At 40.7% G+C, this 388-nt stretch carries 1 protein-coding gene and 1 pseudogene; one reads left to right on the forward strand and one right to left on the reverse strand.

The genetic code is table 11. The annotated features are described in order from the left end of the window. Positions 1-196 (forward strand): annotated as a pseudogene (locus AB4653_RS28630) (3-phosphoshikimate 1-carboxyvinyltransferase); the annotation flags it as partial. A 78-nt stretch (positions 197-274) separates the two neighbouring features. Here the strand turns inward: AB4653_RS28630 and AB4653_RS28635 are convergent. Beyond that, the coding region (locus AB4653_RS28635; protein ID WP_372106026.1) for a DUF2498 family protein at positions 275-388 on the reverse strand (114 nt) is incomplete at its 5' end.

Genomic DNA, 388 nt, shown 5'->3' on the forward strand with positions numbered 1-388 from the left:
GGGTGAAGACTACATCATTGTTAACCCTGTGGCTGAACTGACGCACGCGGCGATTGATACTTACGATGATCACCGCATGGCGATGTGTTTCTCATTGGTTGCTTTGAGTGACACCCCGGTGACGATCAATGATCCAGGTTGTACATCCAAGACATTCCCTGACTACTTCGATAAGCTGAAAATGCTGAGTCTATAAAAATACTAAGTCTATAAAAATGATAAGTATATAAAGGTCCAGGAACAAAAAAGCTTGCCTAGATGGCAAGCTTTTTAATTATTGCTGAATTGTAAATTCTTTCGAAAGGTGATGCGCCAAGTACTTAAACATGTTAAATACCGCGGTTGTATTTTCTGTCGGCATTCCGTTGTTGTCTAAGAAGTATTCACC

This window comes from Vibrio sp. 10N.222.48.A3 (genome assembly GCF_041475345.1).
Lineage (GTDB): Bacteria > Pseudomonadota > Gammaproteobacteria > Enterobacterales > Vibrionaceae > Vibrio > Vibrio tasmaniensis_A.